This is a genomic window from Pseudomonas nabeulensis, from assembly GCF_004682045.1.
In the GTDB taxonomy this organism is placed as follows: Bacteria; Pseudomonadota; Gammaproteobacteria; order Pseudomonadales; family Pseudomonadaceae; genus Aquipseudomonas; species Aquipseudomonas nabeulensis.
This window is the reverse complement of sequence record NZ_QUZT01000020.1, coordinates 1-15,511: the sequence shown is the minus strand read 5'-3', so window position 1 is coordinate 15,511 and position 15,511 is coordinate 1. Positions and strand designations below refer to the sequence as shown.

Below are 15,511 nucleotides of genomic sequence, written 5' to 3'. Positions count from 1 at the left end.
AAGGCGCATCCTTGGATGCGCCTTTCTTATATCCGTACTCTACCCACGCTCCACGGTTGTCTATTTTTGAAGTTCAACCGTTTCTGGGGGACGCATGCTGCAAAATATCAGGGACAATTCACAAGGCTGGATTGCCAAGACCATCATCGGGATCATCGTCGCATTGATGGCGTTCACCGGTATCGAAGCTATTTTCCAGGCTTCGGGTAACAACAAGCAGGACGTGGCCAAGGTCAACGGTGAAGAGATCACCCAGACCGAGCTGAGCCAGGCCGTCGACATGCAACGTCGCCAGCTGATGCAACAGCTGGGCAAGGATTTCGATGCTTCCCTGCTGGACGAAAAACTGCTGCGCGAAGCGGCCCTCAAGGGCCTGATCGATCGCAAGCTGCTGCTGCAAGGTGCCGCTGATTCCAAGTTTGGCTTCTCGGAAGCTTCGTTGGACCAAGTGATCCTGCAGACGCCGGAATTCCAGGTGGACGGCAAGTTCAACGCCGACCGCTTTGACCAGGTGATCCGTCAACTGGGCTACAGCCGTATGCAGTTCCGTCAGATGATGACCCAGGAAATGCTGATCGGCCAGGTTCGCGCAGGTATCGCCGGCAGTGGTTTTGTCACCGACGCCCAGGTACTGGCATTCGCCCGTCTGGAAAAGCAGACCCGCGACTTCGCTACCGTCAACATCAAGGCTGACGCTGCTGCGGTGAAAATCACCGACGACGAGGTCAAGGCCTACTACGACCAGCACGCCAAAGAGTTCATGACCCCGGACCAAGTCGTTATCGACTATCTGGAGTTGAAGAAGTCTTCGTTCTTTGACCAGGTCAGCGTCAAGGACGATGAGCTGCAGGCTGCCTATCAGAAAGAAATCGCCAACCTCGCCGAACAGCGTCGTGCGGCCCACATTCTGATTGAAGTCAACGACAAGGTCACCGACGCCCAGGCCAAGGCCAAGATCGAAGAGATCCAGGCACGTCTGGCCAAGGGTGAGAAATTCGAAGCCTTGGCCAAGGAGTTCTCCCAGGATCCCGGTTCGGCCAACAGCGGTGGCGATTTGGGCTTTGCAGGCCCAGGCGTCTACGATCCGGACTTCGAGACCGCCTTGTACGCCTTGAACAAGGACCAGGTTTCCGCGCCGGTGCGCAGCGCCTTCGGTTGGCACCTGATCAAGCTGTTGGGCGTTGAAGCACCGCAGGTGCCGACGTTTGCCAGCCTGAAGGACAAGCTGACCCGCGAGCTCAAGACTCAACAAGTCGAGCAGCGTTATGTCGAAGCGACCAAGCAATTGGAAGATGCGGCATTCGAAGCCTCCGACCTGGCTCAGCCAGCGTCCGACCTGAAATTGACCGTTCACACCTCCGCGCCGTTTGGCCGTGAAGGTGGTGAAGGTGTTGCGGCCAACCGTGCTGTGGTCACCGCAGCGTTCAGCCCGGAAGTCCTGGATGAGGGTGCCAACAGCTCCGCTATCGAGCTGGACCCGGAAACCATCATCGTGCTGCGCGCCAAAGAGCACTTGAAGCCTACCCAGCTGCCGCTGGAAAGCGTGGCTGCGGCGATCCGCACCCAGATGACCAAGGAGCGCGCCAGCGCGGCTGCCAAGGCTCATGCTGACGAGTTGATCGCCAGCCTGCGCGATGGCAAGACTCCGCTGAACCAGCCGGTAGACGGCCAGGCGTGGAAGGTTACCGAGGCGGCTACCCGTAGCCAGGAAGGGATCGACCCGGCCGTGCTGCAAGCCCTGTTCCGCATGCCCAAGCCTGCGGCCAAGGACAAGCCGACCTTCACCACCGTGACCCTGCGTGACGGTAGCCTGGTGATCGTGCGCTTGAACGGCGTCAATGAAGCGGTTGCTCCAACGGACGAAGAGAAAGCGCAAATCCGTCGCTTCCTCGCCTCCCGTGTGGGCCAGCAGGACTTCGCGGCGTACCGCAAGCAGTTGGAAGAAAAGGCTGACATCAAGAAGTTCTGATGTCGCTTTGAATAAAAAGCCCCCGGCCTGAACAGCCCGGGGGCTTTTTTATGGGCGCTTGCTCAGGGCCAACACCATCAGCAGAACCACTGCCCAAGGGAACGCGATCACGCCCCATCTCTGCAGTAGCAAGCCACCCGCCAAGCCACCGCCGGCGATACCCAGGTTCCACACCGTGACGAGCATCGACTGTGCTGCGTCCGCTGAATCTCCCGCCGCCTTGGCGAGCGCGGTTTGCAGTAAGGCAGGCAGGCCGCCGAAGGCCAATCCCCACACCGCTACGGCAATGTAGATCGCCCAGGGTGAATGGAGCCAGAACGCCAGCGCCAGGGCCACCAGGCCAAACAACACGCAACTGATCAGCACCAGTGTGCGCAACCAACGGTCGATCAACAGTCCCACTAGCCAGATACTGATTAGCGCCGCCAGGCCAAATACCAGCAGTACCCGGTCGATCTCGGCGTCGATCCCCGCCGGCACCAGCAGTGGCGCGACATAGGTGTACAGAATGTTGTGCGCCAACACGTAGGTAAAAGTCACCCACAGCACCGGACGAATGCCTGGCAAGGTCAGCACCTGGCGCAGGCCCAGGCGTTTCTCTGAGGACTGGCCGGCAAAGTCCGGTAGTTGCCAGCGTGCCCAGATCAGCAGTATCAGGGTCAGAGCGGTCATGATGCCGAAGCTCAGGCGCCAGCCTACCGCGGTGCCGAGAAAGGTCCCCGCAGGTACGCCCAGTGACAGTGCCAACGGTGCGCCCAGCATCGCCACGGCAATCGCACGGCCTTGCAGGTGCGGTGCCACCATCCGGCTGGCATATCCAGCCAGCAGCGCCCAGAGCAGTCCGGCGAATACCCCAGCGAAGAAGCGCGCCGCCAAGGTCAAACCGTAGTGGCTGGAGAGGGCGGTCACACTGTTGACCAAGGCAAAGCCACCAATGGCGATTAGCAGCAACGGGCGTCGGCGCCAGCCACGGGTCAGCAACGTCAGCGGAATCGCCGCCAGCAATGAGCCCAGGGCATAGAGGGTAACCAGTTGGCCGACCAGTGCGGGCGACACATCCAAGCCTTCGCCCATCTGTGGTAGCAACCCGGCGGGCATGGCTTCGGTGAGGATGGTGATAAAGCCGGCGCAGGCCAGTGCAAGCAAGCCGCCCAGCGGCAATCTATCCGGGGACTCGATAACCAGTGACGTCATAACGCTATATCCAGGGAAAGGGAAAGGGAAAGGCGTCAGGGTAGGGGGCTGTGGTCAACGGAAAAACAGGCTAAGGTTCCGAACTTATCGGACGCCGACGTCCGTAATAGTGGAGCAGATGATGGACAGTCTGGGCAGTCTCTCAGTATTTGTGCAGGTCGCGGAGACCCGCAGCTTCACGGCTGCCGGCCGGGTGCTGGGGGTGTCGTCATCTGCTGTAGGAAAAAGCATTGCGCGCCTGGAAGAGCGCCTGGGGGTACGCCTGTTTCACCGCAGCACGCGCAGCATCACCCTGACCGGGGAGGGCGCGTTGTTCCTTGAGCGTTCGCGGCGCATCCTCGCCGAGGTCGAGGCCGCCGAGCGCGAGTTGACCGAGGCCGGCGCTACGCCTCGGGGCAAGTTGCGCATCAGCGTGCCGCAAGTGCGTGGCTTGCTGATGCCGGTGCTCAGTGACTTTATGCGTGCCTATCCTGAGATCGAACTGGATGTGGACTTTTCCGACCGCATGGTGGATGTGATCGAGGAGGGTTTCGACGCGGTGATTCGCACCGGCAAGCCAGAGGATTCGCGTCTGATGGCTCGTCACCTAGGGCATTACCAACTGGTGCTGGTGGGCACGCCGGCCTACTTTAGGCAGCACGGCACCCCACAACAACCCCTGCACTTGAACGACCATGCTTGCCTGCGTCACAAATTTTGCGCGACCGGCAAGCTGGAACCCTGGCCATTGCGTCTGGCACCTGGCGCCCCGGAACCGGTGTTGCGCACGCCGTTGGTCAGCACCACCATCGAATCCCTCAACCATGTGGTGCATGAAGACTTGGGCATTGCCTGCCTGCCGGATTACATGGTCAACCAGGCCGTGGGAGAGGGGCGCCTTCAACGGGTACTGGACGATTACCTGGAGCACCGGGGGAGTTTCTGGATGTTGTGGCCATCAAGTCGCCATGCTTCGGTCAAATTGCGTGTGTTTATTGATCATATGTGTGCCGGGCTTTTTCCCACGGCCACCAACGATTAAACCTGTGACGTTTTACCGACAGGAATGCGCGCGCCAAGGCCTCGTTCTGTTGCACAATACCGCCCGGACCGTTTTCCTCAGGATTTTCAATGTTGACATCATTCCACTTGCGCAGCCTCGGGCTGGCGCTGGTGCTGGCGGGCGCTGCGGGCTGCTCGTCACCCAAGACCGCTATTTATGAACATGAGAATTTCGACGACTCCGGTACGTTTTCGCGGGATTACCCGGTCAGTGATGTTGCCGCCTGTGAAGCGGCGCGTCGTGCGCTGTTGAGCCAGGGCTACATCATCACCAGCAGCGACCCGAAACTGGTGGTGGGGAACAAGAGTTTCCAGCAGACCGGCGAGACCCACATGCAGATCAGCTTCAACGTGGTGTGTGCCGATGATGGCAAAGGCACCAACCACTCCACGATGTTCGCCAACGCCTTGCAGGATCGCTATGCGTTGAAGAAGGTCAATAACTCCGCGAGCCTCGGGGTGGGCGTGTTGGGCTCGGTGTCGATGCCGATTGGCTCCACCGATGATTCGATGGTGAAGGTGGCGAGTGAAACGGTGTCGGCGCCGAAGTTCTACGAGCGTTACTTTGCGCTGGTGGACGTGTTCCTGCCGCAGGAAGTGAAGCAGGCCGAGCATATTCCGGAGAAGCCGAAGGCTGACCTGGGCGTGCCGGAGCCGAAAGTTGTGCCTGCCGCCGAGAAGGTCGAGGCACCGAAGGAAGAGCCCGCCGTGTCCGAGCCGGTCGCGCCACCTGCCGAACCGGCGCCGATTGCGCCACAGGAAGCACCGGCTGCTGCGCCCGCGACGAGCAACCCGGACCTGCCGGCGCCGACCGAAGCGATTCCGCCACTGCCGACGCCTTCGCAGTAACTCAGACGGCCCTGTGCCTAACTCAAGAAGCGGGTGCGCCACCAATCCCCTGTGGGAGGGGGCTTGCCCCCGATGCCGGTGTGTCAGCCAACACAAGTGCAAACTGACCCACCGCCATCGGGGGCAAGTCGAATCGTCGCACCGCCCCTCCCACATTTGGATGTATGCCAAGCCCGGAAACTGACTGAACCCCAATCCCCTGTGGGAGCGGGCTTGCCCGCGAAGGCGGTGTGTCAGTCGACACAAGTGCTGGCTGACCCACCGCCATCGGGGGCAAGCCCCCTCCCACAGTTGACTGCACTCCGCCCGGTCCAGATGCTAAATTGCCACAACGCTGCTACGTTTAATCCTGAAGTGCAGGAACGTCATGGCGCAGACATTTTTTCGTCACAACGGCACTTTAGGCTGGTGATGCAGGTCACTTACCTGCAAGCGTATTCAACTCAACAAGGAGTCCACGATGGACGATTACCAGGAAGAACTGCTCGAGTACCACGCGATTGAGTCGGACCCGCTGGAGCCAGCAGACGACGCAACAGAGCTGTAAGACCGACTTCAGGCGGAATGCCGCTGACTGCGGCGAAATTCCCCTGGGGTCTGGTTGTTCCACCGCCTGAACGCCCGTTGAAACGCCTGGGCTGAGGCAAAACCGAGCAAGTAGGCGATCTCGCCGAACGCCAGTTCCGTATCGCGAATGTAGGTCATGGCCAGGTCGCGGCGGGTGTCGTTGAGAATCGCGCGGAACTGAGTGCCCTCATCGGCCAGTTTGCGGCGCAGTGTCCAGGTTGGCAGCTTCAAGCGTGCCGCCACTTCTTCCAGGTCGGGTTCCCGGCCGCCATTGAGCATCGGCCCGAGCAAACGGGTGATGCGCTCGCGCAGGCTGCGGGTGCGGGTCAACTGCTCCAACTCTCTCTCACACAGTTGTAACAACAGGTTCCAGGTACTGGGGCAGTGCTGTGGGTTGCGCAGGGCCAGGGCGTGCTGGTTCAAGCGCAACTGGTTGGACTCGGCGCCAAACAGGATCTGGCCATTCCCCAATACGCTGTACTGCTCGCTATAGTCCGGCGCTTCGAACTCGATCTCGATGCGGTGCGCCTGCACGGTTTGCTGCGCCACAGCCGACAACTGGGCCAGCCAGCCGGAGATGATCGAGTCCACCACAAAGCGGTTGTAGGCGTTGTAGGGGCTGATGGAGTAGAAGCGCAGCCAGGCACCGTCCGCATCCTCGTAAAAGCTCGATTGCCCACGATAGTTGGAACCGTACAACGCCTCAAAGCGCGTGAGTACGCGGGCGGCTTCGCGCACATTGGGCGCTTGCGCTGCTGTGACGCCCGCAAGGCCCGCCTGGCTCAAGCGGCTGAGCTGGCCCATGCGCAAGCCAAGGCCGGGGTCGCCGGTGAGTTGAATGGCGGCATGGCCCAGGCGCATGTAGCGCGGGATCGACAGGCGTGCACCGGCTTCGGCCAGCCGAGCGGGGTCGAGGCCGTATTGCAGCAGCAGCGGTTGTGGATCCAGGCCAAGACTGTGAATAGCATCGGCCAAGGTGTGCACGAAGCCCACCGACAGATCCCCCAGCCGCACCGGTTTCACAGCCAGACATTCAACAAGCGTGCGCCACGGGCTTCGCCATCGGCGTTGATCTGCCCATTGTTGCTGAGAAAACTGTGGCCGGCGGTGCCCAGGTCCCAGAATTGCCCGCGTAGGAACACGCTCATGCCTGCCGTGGCCTGGCTGATGGGTTGTTGGCTGATCAGGGTCAGCCGGCGCCAGGCTTCGCCTTCGCTGAGTTCTTCGGGCTTGAGGCTGATTTCCGGCGGTGTGGACACGCTTTTAAAGCCGCGCCAAGGACGGTCCCAGGTATCGCGACCGAGTACGAAGGCCGGCACTGCAATCAGTTGCGCGCCGTGTTCATTGAGTTTGCGGTAATTGTCCGGGTACCAGCTGTCGCTGCCCACCAGAATGCCCAGGCGACCGGCCGGCGTATCGACCACGTTCACGATGTTTTCATCGCCGGGTTCAACAAAACCCCGTTCATCGTAGATCGGATAGAACTGGCGCTGCGGCTGGCCAACGGGGGCGCCGTCTGTACCAAACACCACGCTGGCGTTGAATAAGGGGCCATGGCCGATGTGCAGTTGGCCTTGGTCCACGCTCGGATTGGGCAGGGCGATGGTGCCGGCCACCAGGGTGACGCCAAATTCCTTGGCCAGGCCGCCAAACAGTAGTTGGTAGTCGCGGGCCATGCTGGAGGCCTTCATGCGCAGATAGGCGTCCTCGGTGCGGTTCTCGCCGGTGGCACCGATCCAGGCGCGGGCAAACAGCCATGGGTTGCTGATCGACAACCAGTTCATCGCATCTTTGGCATGCAGGGCCTGATACACCTCGTTTTTTTCGCCGGTGAGCATCAGCCACGTACCAATATGTTCCGGCAGTACCACGATGGTCTTGTCATTGATCAGCCCCTGGTCCCGGGCCTTTTGCAAATAAGCGGCGAGCTTGAGGTGCAGGCGCTCCAGGCTCTGATAGTCGGCCGGGAACAGCTCGGGCTGAATGCCCAAAAGATTCCCGCGATCGGCCGGCAGGCCTTCATTCACGGCGAGGGTGATACGCAGGTCCGACAGGTAATGCGCCACGGGGCGCTCCTGGGTCCAGACCAGATACGCGGTGATGGCGGCAACCAGGGCCAGGGAGACGGTAAAAGCTAGAAGTTTACGCATGGGGCAACAGACAACAGACCGGGTGTTGGGTTCGCTGACAGGGTAGGGCCCATGCACCGGCTTGCCAAGGGGCGCTGTGCATTTGGATCAATAAGTTGTCAGTTATGGTCATTGAGCCGACATCCATCGCCTCTTAGTCTGTGGGACATAAACCGATGGCACGCCGTTCGAGCGCGCCACGTCCCGTGATGATCCGTTGTGGAGCTTGACCATGACCGCTGCTGCCTACCCGCACCTGCTGGCCCCGTTGGACCTGGGTTTTACCACGTTGCGCAATCGCACCCTGATGGGCTCGATGCACACCGGCCTGGAAGAAAAACCCGGCGGCTTTGAGCGTATGGCGGCGTACTTCGCCGAACGTGCCCGTGGCGGCGTGGGCTTGATGGTCACCGGCGGCATCGGCCCGAATGATGAAGGCGGCGTCTATGCGGGTGCAGCCAAGCTGACCACCGATGAAGAGGCGCAAAAGCACAAGATCGTCACGAAGGCCGTGCACGAGGCGGGCGGCAAGATTTGCATGCAGATTCTCCATGCCGGCCGTTATGCCTACAGTCCCAAGCAGGTCGCACCGAGCGCGATCCAGGCGCCGATCAACCCGTTCAAGCCCAAGGAACTGGATGAGGACGGCATCGAGAAGCAGATTCAGGACTTCGTCACCTGCTCGCTGCTGGCCCAGGTCGCCGAATATGATGGCGTGGAAATCATGGGGTCCGAAGGTTATTTCATTAACCAGTTTCTCGCGGCGCACACCAACCATCGCACCGACCGCTGGGGCGGCAGCTATGAAAACCGTATGCGTCTGGCCGTGGAAATTGTGCGCCGTGTACGGGAAGCCGTAGGCCCGAATTTCATCATCATCTTCCGTCTGTCGATGCTCGACCTGGTCGAGGGCGGCAGCACGTGGGAAGAAATCGTGCAGTTGGCCAAGGCCATCGAACAGGCCGGCGCGACGATTATCAACACCGGCATCGGCTGGCACGAAGCACGTATCCCGACCATTGCCACCAAAGTGCCGCGTGGCGCGTTCAGCAAAGTCACCGCGAAGCTGCGTGGCGCGGTGCAGATTCCGCTGATCACCACCAACCGCATCAACACCCCGGAAATCGCCGAGCAGATCCTCGCCGAAGGCGATGCGGATATGGTCTCGATGGCACGGCCGTTCCTTGCCGACCCTGAGTTCGTCAACAAGGCGGCTGCTGGGCGCGCCGATGAGATCAACACCTGCATCGGCTGCAACCAGGCGTGCCTGGACCACACCTTTGGCGGCAAGCTGACCACCTGTCTGGTTAACCCTCGGGCCTGCTACGAAACCGAATTGAATTATCTGCCGGTGAAGCAGATCAAGAAAATCGCCGTCGTCGGCGCCGGTCCTGCGGGCCTCGCCGCCGCCACTGTCGCGGCTGAACGGGGCCATCAAGTGACCCTGTTCGATTCGGCCAGCGAAATTGGCGGCCAGTTCAATATCGCCAAGCGCGTGCCGGGCAAGGAAGAGTTTTTCGAAACCCTGCGCTACTTCAAGCGCAAATTGCAGACCACCCATGTGGAGCTGTGCCTCAACACTCGCGTGGATGTTGAGCAATTGAAGGCGGGCGGTTACGACGAGATCATCCTGGCCACCGGCATTGCGCCGCGCACACCGGCGATCCCAGGGATCGAGAACGCCAAGGTGCTGAGTTACCTCGACGTGATCCTGGCGCGCAAACCGGTGGGCAAGCGCGTGGCAGTGATTGGTGCCGGTGGCATTGGTTTCGACGTGTCGGAGTTCCTGGTGCATGCCGGTACGTCCACCAGCCTCGACCGCGAGGCGTTCTGGAAGGAGTGGGGCATCGACACCCAACTGCAAGCCCGTGGCGGTGTGGCCGGCATCCAGGCCCAGGTCCACGCCCCGGCGCGTGAAGTGTTCCTGCTGCAACGCAAGGCGTCCAAGGTCGGCGACGGCCTGGGCAAGACCACCGGCTGGATCCACCGTACGGGTTTGAAGAACAAGCAGGTGCAGATGCTCAACAGCGTCGAATACCTGAAGATCGATGACGACGGCCTGCATATCCGCATCGGCGCCGAGGGCGAGCCCAAAGTGCTGGCGGTGGATAACATCGTGATCTGCGCCGGGCAGGACCCGTTGCGCGAGTTGCAGGATGGCCTGGTCGCCGCCGGCCAGAACGTGCACCTGATCGGCGGCGCCGATGTGGCGGCCGAGCTGGACGCCAAGCGCGCCATCAACCAGGGCTCGCGACTGGCCGCCGAGCTGTAAGGCGACATAGACTACGGGCCCTTTGCACGCAGAGATGCACCCCCGATGGGCCCTTTCGATTGGCTTCCCCATGCACCGCTTGAACCCTTGCTGCTGGATTGGCTGCAAGGTGTCGAGCTGGCGGTGCTGCGCCTGGACCGCATCGACCCGCTGATCAGCGGCAACAAGTGGTTCAAGCTCACCGGGCACCTGGCCCAGGCGCAAAACGCCAGCGGCATCATCAGCCTGGGCGGTGCCTATTCCAATCATCTGCATGCGTTGGCGGCGGCGGGGAAACGCTTTGGTTTCCCCACCGTCGGCCTGTTACGCGGGCACCCTCAAGAGAACGCCACTGTCCATGACCTGCAAGCCTTCGGCATGCAGCTGCATTGGTTGGGGTATGGCGGCTATCGCGCACGGCATGCGGCGGATTTTTGGTTGCCCTGGCGCGAGCGCTATCCAGGCTTCCACCCTGTACCCGAAGGGGGCGGTGGGCTTGCCGGTGCGCTTGGTTGTGGCGTGCTGGTGGAGCAGGTTCGCGCGCAGTTGCACACCCTGGGCTGGGACGATTACGACGCGTGGTGGTTGGCGGCGGGGACGGGGACCACGTTGGCGGGGTTGGTGCTGGCAGAGGCGGGCGCGCATCCGGTGTACGGCGCCATGGCGGTGCCGGATGATCATGGCGTGGCGCAGAACGTGAGTGCGCTGGTGCAGGCGGGATACGAACTGTTGGACGCCAGCCGAGGCGGATTCGCCAAGGTCGATCCACCGCTTCTCGACTTTATTGAAACCACGCAAAAAGCCTGCGGTTTACCGCTGGAGCCGCTCTACACCGGCAAGGCGTTGTTGGCGTTGAAGCAGCAGATCGAGGCCGGGCGTTTTCCTCCCGGCACTCGCCTGGTTTTCATGCATACCGGCGGTCTGCAAGGCCGCCGAGGTTTCAAGGATTAGCGCGCTTACCCGGCATCATCCGCAGCGCGGTGTTATCCCGCATCACGTAGTGGTGAAAGATCCCCGCCAGCGCATGCAGCCCGATCAACCAATAACCGATCTGGCCGAACAGCACATGCCAGCCTTCAATCTCCTTGGCCAGTGCCTTGTTCTCGGCGATCAGTGGCGGCAACTCCATGCCATAGAACATCACCGAATGCCCCTCGGCGCTAACGATCAGCCAACCGGCAATCGGCATACCGATCATCAAGGCATACAGGGCGAAGTGCATCAGCGTCGCCAACAGGCTTTGCCATTGTGGCGGTGCAGGCACGATCTTCGGCGCCACCCCGAGGCTGCGGGCGAACAGACGCAGCCACACCAGCACAAACACGGTGAGGCCAAACATAAAGTGCATTTCGACGATCAACGTGCGTGCACCACTGCCCTTGGGGAACTGCCCGCGCAATTCGATGCAGGCGTAGACCACCGCCAGCAGCACCACCATCAGCCAGTGCAATGCAATCGACATGGTGCTGTAACGCGTATCGGAGTTTTTCCACGGCATCGCTTTGTTCCTCACTCATCAGGGCGTACCTGTGGCGAGGGAGCTTGCTCCCGTAGGACTGCGAAGCAGTCCCCTGTTCAGGGTCGCTTCGCGCCCCAACGGGAGCAAGCTCCCTCGCCACAGAAACAGTTTTTCACGGAACAGCATTGCGTTCTTCGACGACGCAGTCCTTTAACTGTATGCCGGTTTCGAGTGCTTTGCCTGGCGCAATGCCCTTGTCTTGACCTCTATCAGTAACTCTGCGGCATTTCCCCACGGGCCAGGCGCTGGTTGATATCGGCTATCACGGCCGGCAGCTCGTTGATCGTGTCGATCAGGTAATGCGGGCGCGAGTCCTTGAACATCGCCTCGATGCACGCGCGCTCGCAGGCCAACGTGGCGCTGTCCAGCGCGCAGAATTGCTCATAGGTCAGGCCCAGGGCATTCCCGGAGCAGGTCAGCGCCACCGTCCACATGCCCGCACGACGGCCTTCGAGGATGCCCGGCACGGTGTCGTCGACCTTGACGCAGGCCGCCACATCACTGATGCCCAGCGCAATCACGTTGGCCAGGGCCTGGGCCGGCCACGGGCGGCCGTTGGGTACTTCGTCGGTGGCGACCACGTGGTCGGCGACATAGCCATTGGTGGCGGCCAGGGCAACCACCTTGTCCATCACCTGCTTGGGGTAGCCGGAGCAGGAACCGATCTTGATGCCTTGCTTGCGCAGGCGCGCGATGGTGTCGAGGGCGCCGGGGATCAGCGCCGAATGCTCGGCAATCTTTTCGATCTGCAGCGGCATGAAGCGCTGATAGATGGCGGTCACGTCATCATCGGTGGGCGCGCGGCCAAAAGCCTTGCGATAACGCTCGGCCACTTGCGGCTGATCGCAGAGGGTGCGGATATGGTCCCACTTGCCCATGCCCATCGGGCCACGGGCTTCTTCGATGGAAACGTCCACGCCGAACTCGGCAAAGGCCTCGACAAAAATCTGCGTGGGCGCGAACGAGCCGAAGTCGACCACGGTGCCGGCCCAGTCGAGGATCACGGCTTGCAGGGTGTTGGGGTTTTGGTAGCTCATGCTTGCGATCCAATCGATGAAAGAGTGATGCCCATGGCGTGCAGTACGTCGGCGATGGCGCTGACGGCGGCGTGCATGTCCGGGGTGTCGACATGGCCGATGCAGCCCACGCGGAAGGTGTCCACCTGGGTCAGCTTGCCGGGATAGAGGATGAACCCCTTGGCCTTGACCCGCTCGTAGAAGTCCTTGAACTGATAGCGCGGGTCTTGCGGGGCGTGGAACGTGACGATGATCGGCGCCTGGATCGCTGCGGGCAGAAAGCTGCGCAGTCCCAGTTCGGCCATTCCGTCCAGTAGCACCTGGCAGTTACGCGCATAACGCTGATGGCGGGCTGGCAGGCCACCTGCTTCGGCGTATTGCAGCAGGGCTTCATGCAACGCCGCGACCACGTGGGTGGGCGGGGTGAAGCGCCACTGGCCGGTCTTGGCCATATAGGCGTGCTGGTCGAACAGGTCTAGCGCCAGGGAGTGGCAGTTGCCCTGGGCGGCGGCCAGCGCTTGTTTATTGGCGAAGACAAAACCCATGCCGGGTACGCCCTCCAGGCACTTGCCGGAGGCGGCGATCAGCGCGTCGAACGGCACCGCGCGGGCATCGATTGGCAGGGCACCGAAGGAACTCATGGCGTCGATGATCAAGCGCTTGCCATGCTGCTTCACGACCTGGGCGATCTCAGGCAGCGGATTGAGGATGCCGGTGCTGGTTTCGCAGTGGATCAACGCAACATGGGTAATTGCGGTGTCGGCGTGCAGCAGGCGGTCGACGTCAGCGGCGGTGGTGGGTTGGTCTTCGGCGGTTTCAAAGGTGCTGAAATCACGGCCCAGCACTTCACAGATCTTGGCCAGACGCTTGCCGTAGGCGCCGTTGATCAGCACCAGCACTTTGCCCGTGCGCGGCACCAGGGTGCCGATGGCCGATTCGACGGCGAAAGTGCCGCTGCCTTGCAAGGGCACGCAGTGGTGGCTGTCGGCACCGTCGATGATCGCCAGCAATTGCTCGCAGACACTGGCGGTGAGTTGGTTGAAACCCTCGTCCCATGAGCCCCAGTCCACCTGCATCGCCTGGCGGGTGCGGGCGGCGGTGGTCAAGGGGCCGGGAGTGAGCAGGATGGGCGCAGCGGTGGTCATCTCAAATCCTCGCAAAGCTTGGGCTGAATCTACGGCGCCTAAATTGCAGTTTGGCTTGTTATCAATCAAATTGTTTGTTGTTATGCGAGCTATCAGTGAGGCCGATAGCTATGAACCTGTTTCAATTGCGTGCATTCGATGCCGTGGCCCGTGAGGGCAGTTTTACCGGGGCCGCTAAGCGGCTGTTTATCAGCCAGCCGGCGGTGACCGGGCATATCAAGGCGCTGGAGGAGTACTACCAGATTCCCTTGCTGCGCCGTACGGCGCGACGGGTGGAGGTGACCGAGGAGGGCGCACGGCTGGCGGCGATTACGCGGTCGATCTTTGGGTTGGTGGACGAGGCACAGGCGCTGCTGGAGGCCAACCGTCAGTTGCTCACCGGGCGCCTGGAGGTGGCCGCCGATGGTCCGCACTTGGTAATGCCTTTGATCGCCAGCCTGCGAGCGCGTTACCCAGGCATTACCGTCAACCTGCGTTTGGGCAATGCTCAAGAAACCTTGGCGGCGCTGTTGTCCGAGCATGCAGACGTGGCGGTGCTCACCGAGGTGGAGCCGCGCAATGGCCTGCATTTGCAGCCCTTGGGCGAGTCACGGATATGCGCCTTGGTGCCGGCCCAGCATCCGTGGGCAACGCAGTCGGAGGGTATCCAGTTGGAGCAACTCAATGAGGTGATCATGGTGCTGCGCGAGCCCACGTCCACTACTCGTCGCACCTTTGATGAGGCCTGCCTGGCCGCCGACGTACAGCCCAAGGTGCTTCTGGAGCTGGACAGCCGTGAGGCCGTCACCGAAGCCGTCGCCGCCGAATTGGGCATTGGCGTGGTGTCGTCCATGGAGGTCAGCCCGGACCCTCGGGTGCGGGCGATTCCGTTGCAAGGCGACGGGTTGGTCAATCATCACCTGCTCGGCTGCATGGAGCGACGCCGCTCATTGCGCCTGATCCAGGCGTTTTTCGAGTTGGCGCCCTGACCGTTTTTTGGTGGAACGTTGCGTTTGCGCGCTATAAACTCTGCCCCCAAAGCGCCGGCCAGTAGACGTTTGGGCGCGATGGACAGAAGAGAGTGAGTCATGGGCGCACAGTGGAAAGTCAAACATAAAGAAGCGGCAGCCAATGCCAAGGGCAAGATCTTCGGCAAGCTGGTGAAAGAAATCACCATCGCCGCCCGCAATGGCGCCGACACCTCCACCAACGCCCACCTGCGTCTGGTGGTGGAGCAGGCCAAAAAGGCCTCGATGCCCAAGGAAACCCTGGACCGCGCCATCAAGAAAGGCGCCGGCCTGCTGGGCGAAACCGTGCAGTACCACCGCGTAACCTACGAAGGGTTCGCGCCGCACCAGGTGCCGCTGATCGTCGAGTGCGTAACCGACAATATCAACCGTACCGTGGCGGAAATCCGCGTGGCGTTCCGCAAGGGCCAACTGGGGGCTTCCGGCTCCGTGGCCTGGGACTTCAACCACGTCGGCCTGATCGAAGCCTCGCCGGACACCCCGGACGCTGATCCGGAAATGGCCGCTATCGAAGCCGGTGCGCAGGATTTTGAAGACGGTGAAGAAGAGGGCAGCACCCTGTTCATCACCGAGACCACCGACCTGGATGCCGTGCAGAAAGCCTTGCCGGAGCAGGGTTTCACCGTGTTGTCGGCCAAGCTGGGCTACACCCCGAAAAACCCGGTCAGGGGGTTGACCGATGAGCAGATGGCTGAAGTCGAGGCATTCCTGGAAGGCCTGGACAACCATGATGACGTGCAGGATATGTTTGTCGGCCTGGCTGGCTGATTATCCAACTGGATAAATGCAGTCCAAATGTGGGAGGGGGCTTGCCCCAATACCAG

At 61.5% G+C, this 15,511-nt stretch carries 13 protein-coding genes; 7 read left to right on the top strand and 6 right to left on the bottom strand.

Annotated features, from left to right (window positions below; translation table 11 throughout):
* Nucleotides 1-94: 94 nt before the first annotated feature.
* Complete coding sequence (locus DYL61_RS12700) at nucleotides 95-1,969, top strand: SurA N-terminal domain-containing protein (protein ID WP_135308580.1); 1,875 nt, start codon at nucleotides 95-97, stop codon at nucleotides 1,967-1,969.
* Nucleotides 1,970-2,017: 48 nt separating this feature from the next.
* Here DYL61_RS12700 and DYL61_RS12695 read toward each other — a convergent pair whose 3' ends face one another.
* The gene (locus tag DYL61_RS12695; protein WP_135308579.1) at nucleotides 2,018-3,163 is read right to left on the bottom strand and encodes an MFS transporter; all 1,146 of its coding nucleotides are present in this window, start codon (nucleotides 3,161-3,163) and stop codon (nucleotides 2,018-2,020) included.
* A 121-nt stretch (nucleotides 3,164-3,284) separates the two neighbouring features.
* On the opposite strand from DYL61_RS12695, the gene DYL61_RS12690 reads away from it, so the two are divergent.
* Entirely contained in the window at nucleotides 3,285-4,184 is a 900-nt protein-coding gene (locus tag DYL61_RS12690) for a LysR family transcriptional regulator (RefSeq protein WP_135308578.1), read from the top strand.
* Between the two features lie 89 nt (nucleotides 4,185-4,273).
* Nucleotides 4,274-5,053 carry a DUF2242 domain-containing protein gene (locus DYL61_RS12685; RefSeq protein ID WP_135308577.1) on the top strand — a complete coding sequence of 260 codons (780 nt, stop codon included), beginning with the start codon at nucleotides 4,274-4,276 and terminating at the stop codon, nucleotides 5,051-5,053.
* Nucleotides 5,054-5,608: 555 nt separating this feature from the next.
* Here DYL61_RS12685 and DYL61_RS12675 read toward each other — a convergent pair.
* Together DYL61_RS12675 and DYL61_RS12670 are read right to left on the bottom strand one after the other, a co-directional pair.
* The gene (locus DYL61_RS12675; protein ID WP_135308576.1) at nucleotides 5,609-6,643 is read right to left on the bottom strand and encodes an AraC family transcriptional regulator; all 1,035 of its coding nucleotides are present in this window, start codon (nucleotides 6,641-6,643) and stop codon (nucleotides 5,609-5,611) included.
* Nucleotides 6,640-7,770: a carbon-nitrogen hydrolase family protein gene (locus DYL61_RS12670; protein WP_135308575.1), complete on the bottom strand. Its 1,131-nt coding sequence runs from the start codon at nucleotides 7,768-7,770 to the stop codon at nucleotides 6,640-6,642. The genes DYL61_RS12675 and DYL61_RS12670 overlap by 4 nt, the downstream gene beginning before the upstream one ends.
* A gap of 211 nt (nucleotides 7,771-7,981) precedes the next feature.
* Between DYL61_RS12670 and DYL61_RS12665 the strand changes: the two genes are divergently transcribed.
* On the top strand, nucleotides 7,982-10,021 hold the full coding sequence (locus DYL61_RS12665) for an NADPH-dependent 2,4-dienoyl-CoA reductase (RefSeq protein WP_135308574.1): 2,040 nt from the start codon (nucleotides 7,982-7,984) through the stop codon (nucleotides 10,019-10,021).
* A 45-nt stretch (nucleotides 10,022-10,066) separates the two neighbouring features.
* A complete protein-coding gene (locus DYL61_RS12660; RefSeq protein ID WP_135308573.1) occupies nucleotides 10,067-10,951 on the top strand; it encodes a 1-aminocyclopropane-1-carboxylate deaminase/D-cysteine desulfhydrase in 885 nt (294 codons plus the stop codon).
* On the opposite strand, the gene DYL61_RS12655 is transcribed toward DYL61_RS12660, so the two are convergent.
* The 3 genes from DYL61_RS12655 to DYL61_RS12645 form a co-directional block, all read right to left on the bottom strand.
* Entirely contained in the window at nucleotides 10,941-11,498 is a 558-nt protein-coding gene (locus tag DYL61_RS12655) for a cytochrome b (protein ID WP_135308572.1), read from the bottom strand. The genes DYL61_RS12660 and DYL61_RS12655 overlap by 11 nt on opposite strands.
* 230 nt (nucleotides 11,499-11,728) lie before the next feature.
* Nucleotides 11,729-12,556 (bottom strand): phosphonoacetaldehyde hydrolase, encoded by an 828-nt coding sequence (phnX, locus tag DYL61_RS12650; RefSeq protein WP_135308571.1) that lies wholly within the window; start codon nucleotides 12,554-12,556, stop codon nucleotides 11,729-11,731.
* Nucleotides 12,553-13,680, bottom strand: a complete 1,128-nt coding sequence (locus DYL61_RS12645; RefSeq protein WP_135308570.1) for a 2-aminoethylphosphonate--pyruvate transaminase — start codon at nucleotides 13,678-13,680, stop codon at nucleotides 12,553-12,555. The genes phnX and DYL61_RS12645 overlap by 4 nt, the downstream gene beginning before the upstream one ends.
* Before the next feature lie 110 nt (nucleotides 13,681-13,790).
* On the opposite strand from DYL61_RS12645, the gene DYL61_RS12640 reads away from it, so the two are divergent.
* Both DYL61_RS12640 and DYL61_RS12635 read left to right on the top strand, forming a co-directional pair.
* Nucleotides 13,791-14,648 carry a LysR substrate-binding domain-containing protein gene (locus tag DYL61_RS12640; RefSeq protein WP_135308569.1) on the top strand — a complete coding sequence of 286 codons (858 nt, stop codon included), beginning with the start codon at nucleotides 13,791-13,793 and terminating at the stop codon, nucleotides 14,646-14,648.
* A gap of 99 nt (nucleotides 14,649-14,747) precedes the next feature.
* Nucleotides 14,748-15,455 (top strand): YebC/PmpR family DNA-binding transcriptional regulator, encoded by a 708-nt coding sequence (locus tag DYL61_RS12635; protein ID WP_135308568.1) that lies wholly within the window; start codon nucleotides 14,748-14,750, stop codon nucleotides 15,453-15,455.
* Nucleotides 15,456-15,511 lie beyond the last annotated feature (56 nt).

Bases quoted from the DNA above. Each gene is read 5' to 3' on its own strand.
- DYL61_RS12635 (WP_135308568.1), top strand. From the start codon at position 14,748: ATGGGCGCACAGTGGAAAGTCAAACATAAAGAAGCGGCAGCCAATGCC.
- DYL61_RS12690 (WP_135308578.1), top strand. From the start codon at position 3,285: ATGGACAGTCTGGGCAGTCTCTCAGTATTTGTGCAGGTCGCGGAGACC.
- phnX (WP_135308571.1), bottom strand. From the start codon at position 12,556: ATGAGCTACCAAAACCCCAACACCCTGCAAGCCGTGATCCTCGACTGG.
- DYL61_RS12645 (WP_135308570.1), bottom strand. From the start codon at position 13,680: ATGACCACCGCTGCGCCCATCCTGCTCACTCCCGGCCCCTTGACCACC.
- DYL61_RS12640 (WP_135308569.1), top strand. From the start codon at position 13,791: ATGAACCTGTTTCAATTGCGTGCATTCGATGCCGTGGCCCGTGAGGGC.
- DYL61_RS12685 (WP_135308577.1), top strand. From the start codon at position 4,274: ATGTTGACATCATTCCACTTGCGCAGCCTCGGGCTGGCGCTGGTGCTG.
- DYL61_RS12655 (WP_135308572.1), bottom strand. From the start codon at position 11,498: ATGCCGTGGAAAAACTCCGATACGCGTTACAGCACCATGTCGATTGCA.
- DYL61_RS12700 (WP_135308580.1), top strand. From the start codon at position 95: ATGCTGCAAAATATCAGGGACAATTCACAAGGCTGGATTGCCAAGACC.
- DYL61_RS12660 (WP_135308573.1), top strand. From the start codon at position 10,067: ATGGGCCCTTTCGATTGGCTTCCCCATGCACCGCTTGAACCCTTGCTG.
- DYL61_RS12695 (WP_135308579.1), bottom strand. From the start codon at position 3,163: ATGACGTCACTGGTTATCGAGTCCCCGGATAGATTGCCGCTGGGCGGC.
- DYL61_RS12665 (WP_135308574.1), top strand. From the start codon at position 7,982: ATGACCGCTGCTGCCTACCCGCACCTGCTGGCCCCGTTGGACCTGGGT.
- DYL61_RS12670 (WP_135308575.1), bottom strand. From the start codon at position 7,770: ATGCGTAAACTTCTAGCTTTTACCGTCTCCCTGGCCCTGGTTGCCGCC.